Raw genomic sequence first — 17437 nt, 5'->3', positions numbered from 1 at the left:
TATATTTCGGATTTTGTCAAATAATCGCTTGATTTGTATTGTCAACGTAACATTTACCATGTAAAATTAAACATTGTGATTTACTATTAAACAAAGGAAAAGCATGGGAGAGAGAGCGTTGTCAAGATTAATTTTGTGTTTGTTTTTTGTTGTTATCGGTCTGACACTTTTTGTATTTTCGAATCTCAAAGAAGATATTTACACGATTCTGCTATAATTTTCATAGGCAAACGAGTATATCTTTGTAAAATAGGTGTTTGTATTAGTACATGTATCACCCTTCTTTCATAATTTGTTAATGTAAAGAGAAAAACAAAAAATGAAAGGAGATCATAAGTATGTACAACTGCAGACCAAACATGATGGGACCAATCGTCCATCCTACGAAATGTTGTGTAAAGAACTTACAATCGGTAACTGAGGTTACTCACATCCATCCTTCACACACAACATATGTAAACAACCAAATGTTCCAGCATAAACATTACTTCCCTCACACTGAATCAATGGTTGACTCAGTTTCACACCAAAACTTCAACTGTGGTCCTGGAGCGCCTGGCATGGGTCAAGGAGCACCTGGAATGGGTCAAGGTATGGGTCAGGGAGCACCTGGTCAAGTAATGGGAGCATACCAAGGTCCTGGCGGAATGCCTGGAGGCCAAGTATTGGGAGCTTCACAAGGTCCTGGAATGGGTTATGGCGGAATGCCTGGTGGCCCTGGAATGGGTTACGGCGGCGGAATGCCTGGGCAATGTAAGCAATATGGCAGATAAGCCGTATTGACAAGTCAAAAAAATACGTTACTCTGTTAATATAAAGGAACTGGTGAGAAGCCAGTTCTTTTTCTTTTATATGTTTCTTTAAAAAATCATTGTTCTTGCGCTTTTGTGCGTACATATCTATTATTGATTTATGAGGTGTCTATGAAAGTACTCGTCCTTACTGGTTATAAATCGCATGAACTTCAAGTGTTTAAAAAGAATGATCCAGCTGTGCTCTATATTAAAAAAGCCATTCAAAAACGGATTGTCTCTTTACTTGAAGAGGGGCATGAGTTAGAATGGATTGTCATCAGTGGACAGTTGGGTGTGGAGCTATGGGGGGCGGAAGTGGTCTTTGAGCTCCAATCAACCTATCCTGACCTGAAGCTAGCAGTATTCACCCCATATCTTTCCCAGGAAGAAAAGTGGAGTGAATCAAATAAAGAGTTTTATGAACTGATTATGGCCCAAGCAGATCACATCGATTCCATTACCAAGAAAAAATACGAATCGCCTCTTCAACTTCGCATGAAAAACCAATTCCTGATTGATAAATCGGATGGCTTATTGGTGGTTTATGATGAAGAGAGGCCGGGTAATCCCCAATATATGCTTGAAATGGCCAAAAGGAAAGCAACCGGGCAGTCATATCCGATTTTCATCATCGATGACTATGAGCTTCAACTGGTTGTGGAGGAAGAACAGTTTAATGGACAACATGATTGGTAAAAGACTACAATTTTTGCCGAAATCATATTTATAGAATTTATTCAAATACTATTAAAGAGAAAATTGACAAGTGTCCCATTTTTTGAAAAAATAATAAGAAAATAGTGGCACTGGCATTGAGGTGAGGAACTTATGCTATCTGATAAAATCAAATTGACAGCAAAAGAAATTTTGGAAAAAGAATTCAAGGCAGGCATGAGAGGCTATAAGGCTGAAGATGTTGATAAGTTTTTGGATGTTGTGATCAAGGACTACGAAACTTTCCATCAGGAATATGAACTTCTGATGCAGGAAAATGCAAGGTTGAAACGTCAGTTGGAGGAAGCCGGCAAAAAGCCGCAACAAAGCACAAGCAATACCGGCTCCACTAACTTTGACATCCTTCGCAGACTTTCCAATCTGGAGAAGCATGTATTCGGCAGTAAATTATACGAATAACATTATTTTACAGTTGCATTATTCATCCAGATTTACTATACTATATCTTGCTGACATCAATAGTGATTGGGTAACCGCTACAGTTACATGTAGAGGAAAGTCCATGCTCGCACAGGCTGTGATGCCTGTAGTGTTCGTGCCTAGCGAAAAAATAAGCTAGGGTAGTCTGGTTTTATACTGGGCTAACGGCAGGGAAAGCACCTAAGTCGAGAGATATGGTGTGAATACCTTGAAAGTGCCACAGTGACGTAGTCCGGCAAGAAATTGCAGGAGTGGAACGAGGTAAACCCCTCGAGCGAGAAACCCAAACAATGGTAGGGGCACCTTCTCTATGGAATCCGAACGAATGAGAAGGACAGATAATATTATATTATCTGTAGACAGATGGTTACCACCTGAGTACAAGGAGCAATCCGTTTGCAGTACAAAGGAACAGAACATGGCTTACAGATCGCTATTGATTGGATGTCGCATGATAACGTAGATGTTTGAAAAATAAGCTCTCCTGATCCCAGGGGAGCTTTTGTATTAAGAAAAGGCGGCTCGACAAGAAGATTATTGGCTAAAATAGATTTACATACATATTCGCTTAAAAAGGTCAGGGTGAAAAAATGAAAAACAAATATAAGTTAATCGCAACCGCTGCAATGGGACTTGAATCCTTAGTGGCAAAAGAAGTTAAAGACCTGGGATACGATTGCACAGTAGATAATGGTAAAGTCATCTTCTATGGTGATGCATTAGCCATCTGCCGTGCAAATCTGTGGCTAAGGACAGCCGACAGGATCAAGGTGGTGGTCGGGGAATTCAAAGCGGCTACCTTCGATCAGCTTTTTGAACAAACAAAAGCATTGCCATGGGGCGATTATCTTCCAGAGGATGCTGAATTCCCTGTTATCGGGAAATCCGTTAAATCACAGCTTTCCAGTGTGCCTGACTGTCAGGCAATCGTGAAAAAAGCGGTAGTGAACAAAATCAAGCAGCACTATAACATCCAATCCGACTGGCTCGATGAAAAAGGGGCTGTTTATAAAATTGAAGTGGCCATTCTCAAGGATAATGTCCAGCTTACCATCGATGCGTCAGGAATCGGCCTGCATAAGCGTGGCTATCGTGCCGATCAAGGGGAAGCTCCGTTAAAGGAAACCTTGGCGGCCGCACTGGTGATGTTGACGAACTGGACGCCTGATAAGCCATTTGTCGACCCATTCTGTGGCTCCGGGACTATTGCCATTGAAGCGGCCCTGATAGGTCAGAATATCGCACCAGGCTTCAACAGGGATTTCGTCTCTGAGGATTGGCATTGGATTGGTGATGCTTTATGGGAAAGAGCCCGTCAAGAAGTGGAAGAGAAAGCAAACTACGATCAGCCACTCGACATTTCCGGGTATGATATTGACCATCGCATGATATCCATAGCGAAAGAAAATGCTTTTGAAGCGGGTCTTGGGGAACTGATTTCATTCAAACAGATGCAGGTATCCGATTTCACAACGAAAAAAGAGTATGGTGTGATTGTCGGAAATCCTCCTTACGGTGAACGTCTAGGGGAACGCCCCGAGGTGGAGAAAATGTACAGGGGCATGGGTAAAGCCTATAAGGAACTTGATACTTGGTCCATTTATATACTTACATCCCATGAAGGATTTGAGAGCTTTTTCGGAAGAAAGGCAACGAAAAAAAGAAAACTGTTTAACGGATTCATCAAAACGGACTATTACCAATACTGGGGCAAGCGTCCTCCCAGAAACAACTAGGTAATTGTTTATCAGTCGATCTCCTGGGGAAAAGGTAACAAAGGAGTGATTTCGGTGACTGACACAAAAAAAGATAAAGAGCTTTTGGAAAGAAATGAAAAAGATAAAGCCTTCAAGGAAAATGAAAAAGAGCAGAAACGGCGCGATCAGCTGGTGATGCCGATTGACGAATTGCCTTTGGAGGACATCAAGTACGAAGCGGAAGAAGAGAAAAAGAAAAAAGATTCAAAAGATGATTCCAGCAGTGAAGAGCAGTAGAATGAAGGCTTGTACAATTTAGTGTTGAGACAACGTATATATACATGAAAATGGGCATAGAATACTTCTATCAGCAGTAAGGATGGAGGGGTATTCTATGCCATTGCATGTTAATGACTTTATGAAAATATCAAAAGCGCTGGATAGCAGCTATCAAAGACTAGCCAATGAGAATTTACTTGATGTCGAATGCGTGGAGCGGATGAAGGCTGCACGGGAGGAATATATGAAAGCCATGCTACATGCATCCTATGTGGACGAGAGCATGGTTCATATAACGAAAGGCTAAAAAGTTCCCTTCAAAAGAGGGGAACTTTTTTTATTTAAAAAAACTTGACAAAACACGCTATTTTTTCAATAATGTTCAGATGCAAACTTTTTTGTAACGGAACATATACATGATGCAAAATCTTTCACGGAGGTACATATTATGAACAATCGTCTGCCTTTTACAATGAACAAGGGTGATTCTTTTTTTGATCGTTTGAACGAATGGATCGGGGATGTTTTTTATGACATTCTACCGGAAGCAGGGTTTGAACTTCGTGATGAGCAAATTTTTATGGCATTTCAACTAGAACGTGCATTCAAGGAAAAGAAGGTCATCTTCTCTGAAGCAGGTGTAGGAACAGGTAAGACGATGGTATATCTCCTTTATGCAATTTGTTATGCAAGATACATGGGCAAGCCTGCCATCATCACCTGTGCAGATGAATCACTCATCGAGCAGCTGGTGAAAAAGGAAGGGGATATTGCGAAGCTTTCCAAAATACTTGACGTGACATTCGATGTAAGATTGGCAAAATCACCGGATCAATATCTCTGTTTGAATAAATTGGACCATGCCCTCAATGCTTACGATATAGACAATATTGATGATGTATACGATTCTCTACCTAAATTCGTCAACAAAACAGCCCCGATGCAATCCTTTCATCCATATGGAGACAGAAAAGACTATTCAAAGCTGAATGATGACGAATGGAACCTCATTGGTTGGGATAGCTTCCAGGATTGTTTCAGTTGTGAAAAACGCCATCGATGTGGACAAACCTTATCAAGGGATCATTACCGGAAATCGACGGACCTTATCATCTGTTCCCATGACTTTTATATGGAGCATGTTTGGACAGTGGAAAAAAGAAAGCGTGAAGGACAGCTCCCATTACTGCCTGAAGCTTCCACGGTTGTCTTTGATGAAGGGCACCTCTTGGAATATGCGGCCCAAAAAGCACTGACCTATAAAATCAAGAAGCATATGGTAGAAGAGCTGCTTACTAGACTTTTAGGAAACGACCTTAGGGAAGAGTTCGTCCTGCTGGTTGAAGATGCACTTGAAGCCAATGATCTTTTCTTTGAAACGCTGGAGGACAACCTAAGCTCCGTTGATGGTTCGGATAGAAAAGATATTAGAATGGATCAATCTTTAGTGGGTGTTGCAAAAAATCTTCTCGCAAAAGTGGAGGAGATCGGAAATCAACTGGTGTTTGAAGGTGAACTTCATACTGTGGACCATTATCAGCTTCATATAGTGGAAGAGTATCTGGATTCAATCGAGTTCCTATTGAAATTACTCCTGTCCCAGGAGGATGTGATTGCGTGGGCTGAGCAGGCAAAAAATGATTTGACACTTGTCGTCATGCCGAAAACGGTCGAAGAGGTATTAAAAGAGAGTGTGTTTTCGAAACAAATACCTTTCGTATTCTCTTCGGCTACGTTATCGGACAACAATTCCTTTGATTATCTTGCCAGCTCCCTTGGTATCGGTGACTATCTTTCTTTTTCCATAAAGTCACCATTTGATTATGATGAAAAAATGAAATTGCGTTTATCTGAGCTTGATAATGACGAAGCTGGTTTCGAAAGAAAATACCACGCTGCGATGCAAGCGATAGAACGTTCAGAAGGTAGCGCGCTTATCTTATTTTCTACCAAGCGTGAGCTGCAGCAATTCAAATTAAGAAATGAGCAAAATACTTCCTACCGTTTCCTCTATGAAGGGGAACAGGAGATAAGTGTCCTTGTTTCCGAATTTCAAAACGATGAAAAATCGGTTCTTTGTGCTTATCACCTGTGGGAAGGGCTAGATATTCCCGGTCCATCCCTATCCAATGTGGTGATCTGGTCCCTGCCATTCCCTCCGAATGATCCAGTTTTTGCGGCAAAACGAAAAGGTCTGGATGATCCATATATGCAGTTGGACGTACCTTATATGCTACTTCGCCTAAGACAGGGAATTGGAAGGCTGATCCGTTCATCTGAGGATCAAGGGGAAATAACAATCTTCCTGCCCTCCCATTTACCAAGTCAGGTCAAGGACAAGTTGGAAACGGTTCTTCCGACAGTTCCTGTCACCCAATAAAATATATTTTGAAAGCACTCTGTTAAAATCTGCAGAGTGTTTTTTTGTTGTAAGAAGCAAGAAAACCATATACCCAGAAATATGTTGCCAACTAGTAAGAAAATTGTGTATTCTTAAACTTAGCCTAGATATGTTGGGGGATATAAGCATGATAGAGACAGCAAGCCTTGAAAAGCAGTACTTGGAATACATGTCAAAGATGGAAAGCTATAAAGAAGCACTTTCCCTTATTTTCTGGGATTTGCGTACAGGGGCCCCAAAAAAAGGGGTAGATCGCCGTTCAGATGTGATCGGGGTCCTTTCTTCTGAGGTGTTCAACATGTCAACTTCAGAGGAAATGGCGGCCTTCCTTACACAGCTTCTGCAGGAAGATGTTTTCGAAGCATTAAATGAGGTAACCAAGGCATCTTTACTTGAAACAAAAAAGAACTATGACCAAAACAGAAAAATTCCCGCTAAGGAATATCAGGAATATGTGGTTTTGAGCACAAAGGCGGAAACTGTATGGGAAGAGGCAAAAGCCAAATCCGATTTTTCAATGCTCCAACCTTATCTTGAGAAATTGGTGGAGTACAATAAAAAATTCATCGAGTATTGGGGACATGATGGAAATAAGTATAATACACTTTTGGATCTATACGAACCAGGTGTGACAGTAGATACATTGGATGAGGTTTTTGGAAGGCTCAAAGACCGGGTTGTGCCTCTTGTAAAAGCTATTCAAGATTCCAAGGTCCAGCCGAGGTCTTCCGAATTGCTTGTTCCATTTTCCAAGGAAAATCAGCAAAGTTTCAGTCTTGAAGTCTTGAAGGAGCTAAAATACGATTTTGATGCAGGAAGATTGGATGAAACCGTTCACCCGTTTGCGATCGGACTAAACCCCGGAGATGTGCGGGTAACGACAAAGTATGACGAGCAGGACTTTCGAACAGCAGTTTTCGGTACCATCCATGAGTGTGGTCATGCCCTGTATGAACAGAACATTTCTTTGGATTTGATCGGTACTGGGCTTTGTACCGGAACATCGATGGGAATCCATGAGTCTCAGTCACTGTTTTATGAAAACTTTGTTGGCCGTAATGAATCATTCTGGAAACGCCATTATGGAACGCTTCAACGTTATGCAGAAGGTGCATTTGACTCTTTGGATTTGGAAGAGTTCTATCTGGCAATCAATGAAGCGAAACCGTCCTTGATCAGAATTGAAACGGATGAACTAACCTATGCCTTACATATCATGATCCGTTATGAGTTGGAAAAAGCATTATTCAATGATGAGTTGGAAGTTGGTGACCTTCCCAAGGCCTGGAATGAAAAGTATGAAAGCTATCTTGGCATCACCCCTCCAAACGATGCGCAAGGTGTATTGCAGGATGTTCACTGGTCAGGTGGCAGCTTTGGCTACTTCCCATCCTATGCATTGGGATATATGTATGCTGCCCAATTCAAGCAAGCGATGTTAAAGGATCTTCCGAACTTTGATGAGCTTTTGGAAAAAGGGGAGCTCGATTCCATAAAAGGCTGGCTGACCGAAAAAGTCCATCGTCATGGAAAAATGAAAAAACCACTCGAGATCATGAAAGAGGTAACAGGGGAAGAACTCAACGTAGACTACTTAATCAATTACCTGGAAGATAAATATAAAGCAATCTATCGGTTGTAATTCATAAAAAACTATAAGCCTCAGTAATGGGGCTTCTTTTTTTTCTATAAAAAAGAAGCCCTCAAAATGGACTTCAATTGGTATGAATAATTTATGATGCATTTTCTAATTCTACAATTATTTGCATTTCACCGTTGTCCTTTAAGTAGAGAGGAGAATGCAGACGGTGGTGGAGATGAAATTCAGTTTGCTGTTCAATCAATACATTGGGAGGGGTAATATCCATATTAAGACCACTTTGAGCAATGTTCGATGAGAGGGTGCCGGCGATCATGTTGCCGAGTTCACCTGTAAAGGATTGAAGCATTTCCCCATCCAGTTCCATGCCGAACATCTTTGTGCCGATATGCTGGAATACTGTACGTTCACCCTGGATGATCAGTTGACCTCTGATGTCTCCAGTTAATACGATCAGGACACCTAATGCCACATTTGTCAGATTTTCTGTATGTAGACTGGGCTGTTCAAACGTGAAGTCGATAGGAATGACCGATTTGACTGAATCGATAGTCCTGTTGAAAACTTGGGTTAAGCTCTCGGTGGGGGACATAAAGCACCTCCTGAAACTGAAGTATCTAGTTCTTTTTTATCATAACACAATATTTGTGAGAAATATCAACAAATTTCAACATTTTGTTTGAGAAAGAGTCATTTGTTGAACAATAAGCTTAGATGTATTACGATGTGTAACTCAGCAATAATTATGGGAGGTTCATATGTTTGATTTATTGTTAGAATTCACAGCAAAAGACGGGTCCACAGTGAAGCTTAGACCTGTAAAAGAAGAAGATGCAGACGATATTGTAAAAGCGGTAGAGAGTATCATTGCTGCCGGTGAGTTTATCCAGAAAGAGAAGCCACGTTCTGTCGAAGAGGAGAAGGCATTTATAAAGGAAATGCAGCAAAAAGGCAATATGTACTTGGGTGCGGAATGGAATGGCCGGGTGGTAGGCATCGCGAGGGTGATCAAGGGTGAGCTTCAGATGAAGAAGCACACAGGGATCTTCCGTACATGGCTTGCCCGGGAAGCACAGGGGCTAGGAATCGGAAAAAAAATAATGGATTATACAGATATGTGGTGTGAACAGCATATTAGAAAGCTGTCGTTGACCGTATTCTCATCGAATGAGGTCGCCTACCAATTATATAAAAAATATGGGTTCCATGAAGAAGGCAATCAAAAGGAGCAAGCCTTCATCAATGGTGAATATGTAGATGAACTATGGATGGCCAAATTCTATAAATAAGTGATTGCAAATAATTAACAATGCTAACCCTTCACTTTTTAGTTATAATAAAAATGCACAACACAACAACTCCTTTAAAACGAATTGCGCTTTCCCTTGTATCGAGGGGAAGCCTTTTTTATTCCTCTTACATTCCATTTTTTGTATATAATATTACTTTTTGGTAATAGTAAATATACTAAATCTACGAGGTGTTCCTCTATGCCAAAAATACTATCAGTCGGAACCGCCATACCGAAATATCCGATTTCACAGGATACGGCTGTGGAATTTGCCAAGGAGCTTTTTGAGGAGTCTTTCAAGGATATAAATCGGCTGCTGACTGTTTTCCAGAACGGTCAAATCGAGAAAAGACATTTTGCCAAGGATGTTGAATGGTTTAGCACGCCCCATACCTTTGAAGAAAAGAACAATATTTATCTTGAAGAGGCGGTAGCGTATGGGGTGAATGCCATTCAAGCATGCCTATCCAATACTGTCACCCTAAAAAGCCCGGTCCAATATGAGGAAATCGAAGCGATTTTCTACATTTCCACAACAGGCATGTCCACACCGAGCATCGAAGCACGTATCATGAATAAGCTCCCATTTTCCCCCTATACGAAGAGAATTCCCATTTGGGGCTTGGGATGTGCCGGTGGTGCTGCAGGATTATCGAGAGCGTATGAGTACTGTTTGGCGTTTCCGGATGCGAAGGTATTGGTTCTTTGTGTGGAGCTTTGCAGTCTCACCTTTCAGAAGAACGATCATTCAAAAAGCAATCTTGTCGGCACCTCTTTGTTTGCTGATGGAATTGCTTGTGTGCTTGTTGCAGGGGATGGTGTTGCATTGGATGGTAAGCAGGCCTATCCGAGAATCCTGGGAAGTCAATCAACACTCATGAAAGATTCTGAGGACGTGATGGGCTGGGAAATCAAAAATGAAGGCCTATATGTCGTATTTTCCCGGGATATTCCAAGCATCATCGAGAATTGGCTAGCCCCTAATGTCAAACGCTTCCTTGACCAGCAAGATATACGCCTGGAAGAAATCGAACATTTTGTCTTTCATCCTGGTGGGAAAAAGGTATTGGAAGCTTATAAGGAGTCCTTAGGGATCCCCGATGAAAAACTGGAAACTTCCATGAAGGTGCTAAAGGAATACGGCAATATGTCATCTGCAACCGTTCTATATGTATTAAAAGAGATTATGGAAACGAAGGCGGGAAAAGGTCAGATAGGAATAGCCGGCGCTCTTGGACCAGGGTTCAGCTCGGAACTCTTACTACTGAATTGGGAGTGATAGGATGTTCTTTCTTTTTTATCTATTTGTCATCTGCCAACGGCTTGTTGAGCTAAAGATTGCCAAAAGAAACGAAAACTTGATGAAAAAGAAGGGGGCAGTGGAATTCGGCCAGGGGCATTATGGATACATGGTGCTCCTGCATATAGCATTTTTACTGGCCTTGCTCATAGAGGTTCTTTATCTATCAAAGGAAGTCAGTCCATTTTGGCCATTACTCATCAGCTTGTTTATAGGTACTCAAGTAATGAGGGTCTGGGCAATTGCATCTCTTGGAATGTTTTGGAATACAAAAATAATCATTTTGCCTAATGCTGATGTGGTAAAAAAGGGACCGTACCGGTTTCTCAGGCATCCCAATTATTTAGTGGTATCACTGGAAATCATCATCATCCCATTACTGTTCCAGGCCTACATTACAGCCTTTATATTCACCATCCTCAATGCGTGGATGCTATCAGTCCGTATCCCGATGGAAGAAAAAGCCCTGAATAATACAACTAGCGACTATTCAAACTATGTTCAAGAGAAAAGCAGGTTTACTCCGAAAATTTAATTATCCGGAATGATAGTCATTGTCAATTAGGCGTTAATCTGATATGATGATGATAACAATTATCAGTATCAACGATATCAACTAAAGGGATGGTGGGAGTATGACACTTCTATTTGTAGGAACTACAGTTGTTGCCTATTCCATATTAATGAAGGTTGTCCTAAAATCTACATGTGAGCCGAAACTTGCAAAATAATCATACATAACAAGACCCAATGCGTAAGCTTTAGCATTTGGGTCTTGTTTTTTGTCGTACAAGTACGTCAAGCAAACATCCCGCATACATATGGAATAAAACGATGCCTCATTTTCGCAAAGAATATAGGAAATCCCGGCGAATTCAAGTAAAATAGAATAATCAGGCATTAAATGACATCCAAGGGGACTTATATATGGCAATTAATAAACCGATTGAACGAAAAACAGCTTCCTATAAAGAGCTATTGGCAAAAACAAATCTTATTCTTGAGAGATTACATACGTCTGGCGATAAACAAAGTGCAAGAAAGGTTGCAGAGCTCTCCAGAAAAATCACGGAAGAAAATCTGACCATTGCATTCTGTGGACATTTTTCAGCAGGAAAATCTACATTCATCAATGAAATCCTGCAAGAGTCCCTTTTGCCGGCAAGTCCGATCCCGACCTCGGCAAACGTGGTGAAGATACAAAAGGGGACAGAAAAGGCACGTGTTTACTTTTTTGAAGGTGAATCATTGGAAATCCTCCCGCCAGTTTCTTTTGAAAATGTAAAGGCATATTGCAAGGACGGGGATAAGGTCGAATCGGTCGCGTACCAGTATCCTTTTAAAAATCTGCCGGACGATCTGATCGTCCTGGACACACCGGGCGTGGATTCGACCGATGACGCCCACCGTGTCTCAACAGAGTCGGCCTTGCATCTTGCCGACGTCATTTTTTATGTGATGGATTATAATCACGTTCAGTCCGAAGTAAACTTGAAATTCATCAAAGAGCTGCAGGATCAGGAAAAAAGGATCTATCTTGTGGTGAATCAGATTGACAAGCACAGGGAAGAGGAAATTCCCTTTGAGACCTACCAAAAAAGAATCCAAGACTCTTTCAAGGACTGGGGTATCGAGCCTGTCAGCCTCTACTTCACCAGTTTAAAAGATCCTGGGCACCCATTAAATGATGTGAACATTGTGAAGGAAGCGATTCAGCTTTTGCGTGAAGACAAAATGGATATTTTGCCGATCACGGTGGAGAACGCCCTTCATCATATTTTGGAAGAGCATAGGAACTGGCTCTTTCAAGAGAAGCAGGACACGCTTGATAAGCTCAATCTACTTGTGCAGGAGAGCGAACTTGCTCCTGATGAAGTAACAAGACGCCTTCAGGTCAAAAAAACAGAATGGGCCGCAATGGAAGCACAGGTCAAAAAAGTAAAAGAGGACTTTATTAAACAGAACAATCAACTGCTGGAGAATGCCAATATCACTCCCTTTGAAATGAGGGAGCTTGCTGGCAGATATCTCGAATCCATGCAAAAAGGGTTCAAGGTAGGCCTGCTGTTCTCAAGCAAGAAGACATTGGAGGAACAGCAGAAGCGTCTTGAAGCCTTCATCGAGGACCTTGCGAAACGTGTCAAAACACAAATTGAGAAATTCGTCCACGAGCTTGTGATTGATTTCTTGAAAGATAATGATTTATATCAGGCTGTCCTATTTGAGGAAGTGCAAAACATCACGGTTCAAATAGACAGCCAGCTTGTCGCATCCCATGTTAAGCAGGGAGCAGGTACAACAGGGGACGCAGTACTGCATTATACAAAAGAACTGGCACAAACCATAAAGGGTAGCTATCGTAAACAGGCATTGTCGTTCATGGAGAAAATCTTTGAACAAATTGACAGCCTCTATAAAGAAAAGAATGAAAACACGCTGTCGGAAATAAAAGGTCTTGAATCCCTATACCTTGCCAATGAAGAAATAAGGACAATCAATAGCCTTATAGAGGAAAAAATGGATCAGATCCAAACCATCCTATATCATAGCCAGCCAACCGCGGTTGTCGCTGATCAGGATCACTCTTTGATGGAATCATATGTTAACAGGACATATAGACAGGTGAATGGTTCAGACCTGGAAAAAGTGATCCTTCAAAAAGAAAAACCAAGAAATGAAAATCAGGTCCACATCAAACAAACTGTAAAAGATGTAGAAGACCCTAAGGAAATGGCGGGAATATTAAAAAAGACTGCAGGCTACCTTTTCAATCTTGAAGGTTTTCAATCAGTCGTGCAGGACCTGAAAAACAAGCAACAGAAGCTTGAAAAACAATCCTTCACAGTGGCGCTTTTCGGTGCATTCAGTGCAGGGAAATCATCCTTTGCAAACGCTTTGCTTGGTGAATACATCCTACCGGTTTCACCTAACCCGACAACTGCATCCATCAATAAAATTTCACCGGTAACAAAAGAATGTCCACATGGAACCGTTTCGGTGCAGATGAAATCAAGGGATCAGATATTTGAAGATGTCCATCAGGCATTGTCAGTATTTAATACGAGCATGCAGGCCCTTGAAGATGCAAAAGATATCATTTCAGCAATAATACAGAAAAATGAGCATCTGGAATTGGACGCAAGCAAAAAGCCGCATTTTCACTTTCTGAAGGCATTTGCATCCGGATGGGATCAAATGGGTCCGCAGCTTGGCTCACAGCTTACCGTTTCCTTGGATGCATTCCCATCTTATGTAGCTGATGAGGAAAAATCGTGCTTTGTGGAATGGATTGAGGTGCATTATGATTGTGCATTAACGAGGGAAGGCTTGACGCTGGTCGATACACCTGGTGCCGATTCAATCAATGCCAGACATACAGATGTAGCGTTTGACTATATCAAAAATGCCGATGCGATCCTGTTTGTCACCTACTATCAGCATGCTTTTTCAAAGGCTGACCGTGAATTCCTCATCCAGCTGGGCCGGGTAAAGGATGCATTTTCTATGGATAAGATGTTTTTCCTTGTCAATGCAGCAGACCTCGCCCAAACAAGAGAAGAACTCACATTGGTGACTGACTATGTAGAAGAGCAGCTACAGATGTATGGGAACAGAAATCCAAAACTCTTTCCTGTTTCCAGTCTTCTTGCATTAAAAGAGAAAGAAGGGAAGTCTTTTGATCATCCCTTTATGGAAAGCTCGATGCTTGGGGATTTTGAGGACTCCTTTAAAGGATTCATTCAATCTGACCTTATCAGTATGAGCATCCGTTCAGCAAGACTTGAGATAGCCCGTGCGGTCGCACTGATGGAAAACTACCTGAATGAAGCAAGGCTTGGAAAAGAAGAAAAGGCTGAAAGAAGGGCTGTCTATCTACAAAACAAAAGCCAAATCCAGAATTGGATCGCCGATTATTCCATTGACAGTTTTCAAACACTCTTAACTAAAGAGATCGGTGAATTACTGTATTATGTAAAACACCGCACCTTCTTGCGTTTTAACGACTTTTTCAGGGAAGCCTTCAATCCGTCCGTATTAAAGGAGGATGGAAGAAATATGAAGGAGCAGTTCTCCCACTCGTTACGTGAATTTCATGGAGATATCTCCCACAACCTATCGCAGGAGGTGCGTGCGACCACTGTGAGGATAGAAAATTATATCAAAAAATCGTTGCAAACCTGGCAGAATGAGGTTGAAGGGCATGCTAAAAAAATTGAAAAGCAACTATCCTTTTCAGCCTTTGAACTTGATAAGCTAAGCGATATCAAAGTGGAAAATCACTTCCTTCCCTATTCTTCCAAAGTAGAAAAGCAGGCTATCGGATTTTTCCGAAACTCCAAAGCTTTTTTTGAAAAGAATGAAAAACAGAAGCTAAGTGATTATCTGGAAGAACAGACCTCACCTTTGATGGATCATTTTTCAAAAGAAAATGAAAAAGAACTCGACCGTCATTACCAGGTAGAATTAGAAAACAGTTTTGCAAGGGTTAAAGCGGATTTAGATCGGCAGTTGGAGGATTTCTACCGCGGGATGCAGGCAGCATTAAGTGAAGAAATCAATACGGTTGAACTCGAGGAGGTATATCATAAAGTCTCCGAGCTAAACCGTAAGGAGAACTAGTATGAAGGAAACGATTCTCTCTTTTTTGAAAAAGTTGGAAAAGGAACATGAGGTTACCATTTTGTATGCATGCGAAGCCGGGAGCAGGGCATACGGGGTGGAAACAGAGAAAAGTGACTATGATATCAGATTCATCTATATCTCTTCTCTCAGGCGATATCTCAGTATGAACCCTGTGAAAGATACAATAGACTATAAGCAGGGGGAGTGGGATATCCAGGGATGGGATATTCAAAAAGCCTTAAGGCTGGCACAAAAATCGAATCCATCCCTATATGAATGGACACTTTCTCCCATCGTCTACATGCAGGAAGAGCACCTGACGGATATGCTTTACAACATATCACAAAAGGAATTTTCTAAAAGGACGCTTTTGGCACATTATGTTAATATGACTAAACGTAACTTAAGCGCCTTCGAGGAAAAGGGTCACTATTCCTACCTATACCAGGCTTTCAGGTCATCATTAATGACTGAAAATTTGACGAGGGATGGTGCTCCAGCTACCATCCTGTTGCAGGAATTGATAGCAGGGAGCACCCGCTTTTCAGAGGATGATCTAAAACATGTCCTTGAACTGAAATATGGAGAGGCCGATGATAGCTTTAGCCTATTGCTTGGAAAAATAACCGCATGCATCGCTGAGGCTCAAAAACAGGAAAGTCGATTACCCCATACCAAACCAGATATAAATGAGATACAGGAATGGTTTTACTGCCAGTTCGGCATATAAGGGGGAAACATAATGTCAAAGACAAACCGCTTCCATGCTTGTGCCACTTGTCGGCACTATCAAGTAATCAAACTTCCTGAGCAAAATATATATCGATGCAGCCGGCTTGGCTTTGAAACAAAACCGCATTATGCATTTAATTGTTGGCAGCCAAAGGATAAAGTACTACAATTAATGAAAAAACATGGAATCAGAGTGGAGGATCACAACAATGAGCGTACATAAAGAAATCAGTGAGCATTCAAAAAAGCAGAACCAGATTGTTACATCATTTTTGAAGCTTGAACAGCAAAGGGAGAATTACATAGAAGAAGCGATCGTCCTTTGCAAGCAGAAAAAGCCCTTTACAACGGATAAAATCAATAGTGTCACCAAACAGATCAATGAACTTGCACGTAAAGGGATTGCTCCCCAAAGAATGCTCGTCACAAAGGAAATGGTGGAGGAATTTGTTTCTCGCAGCTAAAAGCGGAGGGGATAGGATGAACTATATCGTGGAACCCGAATGGGTGAAAGAAAACTTGGATGATCTTATTGTCATTGATTGCCGATTTTATTTACAGGACCCGTTAAAAGGAAGGCAGGAGTATGAAATTGATCATATACCCGGTGCCCATCATTTTGACCTTGATCATGATCTTTCCGGGCCAAAGCAGAAGCACGGCGGAAGGCATCCGCTGCCCCCATTGGAAAACCTACGGGGAAAATGGGAGGAAGCCGGAGCGGCCAATGATAAAACGATTCTGCTTTATGATTCCCAAAATGGTGCCATGGCTTCACGACTATGGTGGCTCCTCAACTACATGGGGCATAGTAAGGCATTTATTCTCAATGGCGGCTATGATAACTGGAAGAACAAAGGTTATCCTGTAACGGCTGCATTGCCTGAAAAAACACAAAAGGGGCATTTCCAACCAGTTATACAGGAACATATGATAGCGTCAGCCCAAGAAATATTCGCGAACCTTCCAAGCATCGAAAAAGGAGAACGCTACTTAATCGATTCCCGGGAGCAGAAGCGCTATCTTGGCATCGAGGAACCGATCGATCATAAGGCGGGTCATATTCCCGGAGCACGCAATTATTTCTGGGGAGACAATCTGGATGGGGGCGATTGGAAGAATCAGGAGACTTTGAAAGAGCGGTTTTCCGATATGGATCCCACTAAAGAAGTGATCGTATATTGCGGATCAGGGGTAACCGCATGTCCGAATATTTTGGCCCTAAAAGAAGCGGGCTTTACAGATGTAAAGCTCTATCCCGGTAGCTGGAGCGACTGGATCAGTTATGAAGATTATCCAATTTCCGATAAGTCGAGAAAATAATTACCTATCATGTAAAAGCCACAAACGTCACAAACTATTAAAGACCAATTTGTGATAGGGGGTTTTACGATGGGTCGTACGAAAAAAGGAAATGCAAATGCTCAACGCAACAACAACGCAAAGCAAAAAGGCACAATGGATACCGAGTTTGCTTCTTATGCGGAATATGAAGCGGCCAAGATGACCAATAAAAAGAACCATTAATATTCTTTTAGAGCCTGACTGGTGTTGTCAGGCTTTTT

General features: G+C 41.6%; 18 protein-coding genes and 1 other RNA gene. 18 read left to right on the top strand and 1 reads right to left on the bottom strand.

Annotated features, from left to right (window positions below):
* Positions 1-338 precede the first annotated feature (338 nt).
* The 9 genes from JOC95_RS06515 to JOC95_RS06475 all read left to right on the top strand — a co-directional run bounded on the left by JOC95_RS06515 (position 339) and on the right by JOC95_RS06475 (position 7968).
* The gene (locus JOC95_RS06515) at positions 339-773 is read left to right on the top strand and encodes a CotD family spore coat protein (protein ID WP_204414544.1); all 435 of its coding nucleotides are present in this window, start codon (positions 339-341) and stop codon (positions 771-773) included.
* Positions 774-923: 150 nt separating this feature from the next.
* Positions 924-1490 carry an SLOG family protein gene (locus JOC95_RS06510; protein WP_204414543.1) on the top strand — a complete coding sequence of 189 codons (567 nt, stop codon included), beginning with the start codon at positions 924-926 and terminating at the stop codon, positions 1488-1490.
* A 132-nt stretch (positions 1491-1622) separates the two neighbouring features.
* Positions 1623-1928, top strand: coding sequence for a cell division regulator GpsB (gene gpsB, locus JOC95_RS06505; protein WP_204414541.1), 306 nt, complete (start codon positions 1623-1625; stop codon positions 1926-1928).
* Between the two features lie 62 nt (positions 1929-1990).
* Positions 1991-2380: RNase P RNA component class B (gene rnpB, locus JOC95_RS06500), an RNA gene on the top strand.
* Positions 2381-2539: 159 nt separating this feature from the next.
* Positions 2540-3685 (top strand): THUMP domain-containing class I SAM-dependent RNA methyltransferase, encoded by a 1146-nt coding sequence (locus JOC95_RS06495; protein WP_204414539.1) that lies wholly within the window; start codon positions 2540-2542, stop codon positions 3683-3685.
* Between the two features lie 54 nt (positions 3686-3739).
* Positions 3740-3943 carry a hypothetical protein gene (locus JOC95_RS06490; protein ID WP_204414536.1) on the top strand — a complete coding sequence of 68 codons (204 nt, stop codon included), beginning with the start codon at positions 3740-3742 and terminating at the stop codon, positions 3941-3943.
* Between the two features lie 97 nt (positions 3944-4040).
* Entirely contained in the window at positions 4041-4232 is a 192-nt protein-coding gene (locus JOC95_RS06485; RefSeq protein WP_204414534.1) for a hypothetical protein, read from the top strand.
* Between the two features lie 141 nt (positions 4233-4373).
* On the top strand, positions 4374-6305 hold the full coding sequence (locus JOC95_RS06480) for an ATP-dependent DNA helicase (RefSeq protein WP_204414532.1): 1932 nt from the start codon (positions 4374-4376) through the stop codon (positions 6303-6305).
* A gap of 148 nt (positions 6306-6453) precedes the next feature.
* Positions 6454-7968 carry a carboxypeptidase M32 gene (locus JOC95_RS06475; protein ID WP_204414530.1) on the top strand — a complete coding sequence of 505 codons (1515 nt, stop codon included), beginning with the start codon at positions 6454-6456 and terminating at the stop codon, positions 7966-7968.
* Between the two features lie 91 nt (positions 7969-8059).
* On the opposite strand, the gene JOC95_RS06470 is transcribed toward JOC95_RS06475, so the two are convergent.
* The gene (locus tag JOC95_RS06470; protein WP_204414528.1) at positions 8060-8518 is read right to left on the bottom strand and encodes a chemotaxis protein CheX; all 459 of its coding nucleotides are present in this window, start codon (positions 8516-8518) and stop codon (positions 8060-8062) included.
* A gap of 166 nt (positions 8519-8684) precedes the next feature.
* On the opposite strand from JOC95_RS06470, the gene JOC95_RS06465 reads away from it, so the two are divergent.
* The 9 genes from JOC95_RS06465 (at position 8685) to JOC95_RS21500 (ending at position 17399) form a co-directional block, all read left to right on the top strand.
* Positions 8685-9215: a GNAT family N-acetyltransferase gene (locus JOC95_RS06465; protein ID WP_204414526.1), complete on the top strand. Its 531-nt coding sequence runs from the start codon at positions 8685-8687 to the stop codon at positions 9213-9215.
* Between the two features lie 150 nt (positions 9216-9365).
* Positions 9366-10496, top strand: a complete 1131-nt coding sequence (locus JOC95_RS06460) for a type III polyketide synthase (RefSeq protein ID WP_338083066.1) — start codon at positions 9366-9368, stop codon at positions 10494-10496.
* A gap of 4 nt (positions 10497-10500) precedes the next feature.
* Complete coding sequence (locus tag JOC95_RS06455) at positions 10501-11052, top strand: isoprenylcysteine carboxyl methyltransferase family protein (protein ID WP_204414523.1); 552 nt, start codon at positions 10501-10503, stop codon at positions 11050-11052.
* Positions 11053-11444: 392 nt separating this feature from the next.
* Positions 11445-15137 (top strand): dynamin family protein, encoded by a 3693-nt coding sequence (locus JOC95_RS06450; RefSeq protein WP_204414520.1) that lies wholly within the window; start codon positions 11445-11447, stop codon positions 15135-15137.
* Between the two features lies 1 nt (position 15138).
* Positions 15139-15870 (top strand): nucleotidyltransferase domain-containing protein, encoded by a 732-nt coding sequence (locus tag JOC95_RS06445; RefSeq protein ID WP_204414518.1) that lies wholly within the window; start codon positions 15139-15141, stop codon positions 15868-15870.
* A gap of 12 nt (positions 15871-15882) precedes the next feature.
* Positions 15883-16095 (top strand): hypothetical protein, encoded by a 213-nt coding sequence (locus tag JOC95_RS06440; protein ID WP_204414516.1) that lies wholly within the window; start codon positions 15883-15885, stop codon positions 16093-16095.
* Complete coding sequence (locus JOC95_RS06435; protein WP_204414514.1) at positions 16082-16336, top strand: YpbS family protein; 255 nt, start codon at positions 16082-16084, stop codon at positions 16334-16336. The genes JOC95_RS06440 and JOC95_RS06435 overlap by 14 nt, the downstream gene beginning before the upstream one ends.
* 16 nt (positions 16337-16352) lie before the next feature.
* Entirely contained in the window at positions 16353-17195 is an 843-nt protein-coding gene (locus JOC95_RS06430) for a sulfurtransferase (RefSeq protein WP_204414513.1), read from the top strand.
* Positions 17196-17264: 69 nt separating this feature from the next.
* The gene (locus tag JOC95_RS21500) at positions 17265-17399 is read left to right on the top strand and encodes a hypothetical protein (protein WP_263629600.1); all 135 of its coding nucleotides are present in this window, start codon (positions 17265-17267) and stop codon (positions 17397-17399) included.
* Positions 17400-17437: the final 38 nt, after the last annotated feature.

Origin of the sequence: Sutcliffiella tianshenii, assembly GCF_016908565.1 — a bacterium.
GTDB classification, from domain to species: Bacteria; Bacillota; Bacilli; order Bacillales; family Bacillaceae_I; genus Sutcliffiella_A; species Sutcliffiella_A tianshenii.
Note: the sequence above shows the minus strand (reverse complement) of the source record. Positions and strands in the feature narration are given on the sequence as shown.

What these genes read in the sequence shown, in the direction of transcription:
- JOC95_RS06445 (WP_204414518.1), top strand. Translation starts at nt 15,139, where the DNA reads ATGAAGGAAACGATTCTCTCTTTTTTGAAAAAGTTGGAAAAGGAACAT.
- JOC95_RS06510 (WP_204414543.1), top strand. Translation starts at nt 924, where the DNA reads ATGAAAGTACTCGTCCTTACTGGTTATAAATCGCATGAACTTCAAGTG.
- JOC95_RS06485 (WP_204414534.1), top strand. Translation starts at nt 4,041, where the DNA reads ATGCCATTGCATGTTAATGACTTTATGAAAATATCAAAAGCGCTGGAT.
- JOC95_RS06465 (WP_204414526.1), top strand. Translation starts at nt 8,685, where the DNA reads ATGTTTGATTTATTGTTAGAATTCACAGCAAAAGACGGGTCCACAGTG.
- JOC95_RS06430 (WP_204414513.1), top strand. Translation starts at nt 16,353, where the DNA reads ATGAACTATATCGTGGAACCCGAATGGGTGAAAGAAAACTTGGATGAT.
- JOC95_RS06455 (WP_204414523.1), top strand. Translation starts at nt 10,501, where the DNA reads ATGTTCTTTCTTTTTTATCTATTTGTCATCTGCCAACGGCTTGTTGAG.
- JOC95_RS06480 (WP_204414532.1), top strand. Translation starts at nt 4,374, where the DNA reads ATGAACAATCGTCTGCCTTTTACAATGAACAAGGGTGATTCTTTTTTT.
- JOC95_RS06450 (WP_204414520.1), top strand. Translation starts at nt 11,445, where the DNA reads ATGGCAATTAATAAACCGATTGAACGAAAAACAGCTTCCTATAAAGAG.
- JOC95_RS06435 (WP_204414514.1), top strand. Translation starts at nt 16,082, where the DNA reads ATGAGCGTACATAAAGAAATCAGTGAGCATTCAAAAAAGCAGAACCAG.
- JOC95_RS06495 (WP_204414539.1), top strand. Translation starts at nt 2,540, where the DNA reads ATGAAAAACAAATATAAGTTAATCGCAACCGCTGCAATGGGACTTGAA.
- JOC95_RS06440 (WP_204414516.1), top strand. Translation starts at nt 15,883, where the DNA reads ATGTCAAAGACAAACCGCTTCCATGCTTGTGCCACTTGTCGGCACTAT.
- JOC95_RS06470 (WP_204414528.1), bottom strand. Translation starts at nt 8,518, where the DNA reads ATGTCCCCCACCGAGAGCTTAACCCAAGTTTTCAACAGGACTATCGAT.
- gpsB (WP_204414541.1), top strand. Translation starts at nt 1,623, where the DNA reads ATGCTATCTGATAAAATCAAATTGACAGCAAAAGAAATTTTGGAAAAA.
- JOC95_RS06475 (WP_204414530.1), top strand. Translation starts at nt 6,454, where the DNA reads ATGATAGAGACAGCAAGCCTTGAAAAGCAGTACTTGGAATACATGTCA.
- JOC95_RS06515 (WP_204414544.1), top strand. Translation starts at nt 339, where the DNA reads ATGTACAACTGCAGACCAAACATGATGGGACCAATCGTCCATCCTACG.
- JOC95_RS21500 (WP_263629600.1), top strand. Translation starts at nt 17,265, where the DNA reads ATGGGTCGTACGAAAAAAGGAAATGCAAATGCTCAACGCAACAACAAC.